Consider the following 430-nt stretch of genomic DNA (forward strand, 5'->3'; position numbering starts at 1 on the left):
TCCCAAGGTGATGGTGATCGCCTGCTCCGACAGCCGCGTGGACCCGAGCCAGATTTTCGACGCGAGCCCCGGCGAGCTGTTCGTCGTCCGCAACGTCGCCAACCTGGTGCCGCCGTTCGAGACCGATCCCAGCCACCACGGCGTGTCCGCCGCGCTCGAGTTCGCCGTCACCCAGCTTGCGGTGGAGGAGATCGTCGTGATGGGCCACGGCCTCTGCGGCGGCTGCGCGGCCTCGCTGACCGGGCAGTTCGACGACGCGGACCATGGCGCGGGACATTTCATCGCCCGCTGGATCGACCTGCTGGCGCCCGCGCGGGAGAAGGTGAGGCGCGAGCATCCGGAGATGGATGCTCAAGCCTTCCGCGCGATGGAGCAGGAATCGGTGCGCATCTCGCTGCGGAACCTCCGCACCTTCCCGTTCATCACGGAG

1 protein-coding gene is annotated in these 430 nt (G+C 68.4%); it reads left to right on the forward strand.

The genetic code is table 11. The features are described 5' to 3' along the window. A partial coding sequence (locus AC2JF9_RS09580) for a carbonic anhydrase (RefSeq protein WP_500727322.1) occupies positions 1-430 on the forward strand: 430 nt, incomplete at both ends.

The sequence above is a fragment of the Lactobacillus sp. C449L genome, from assembly GCF_059900815.1.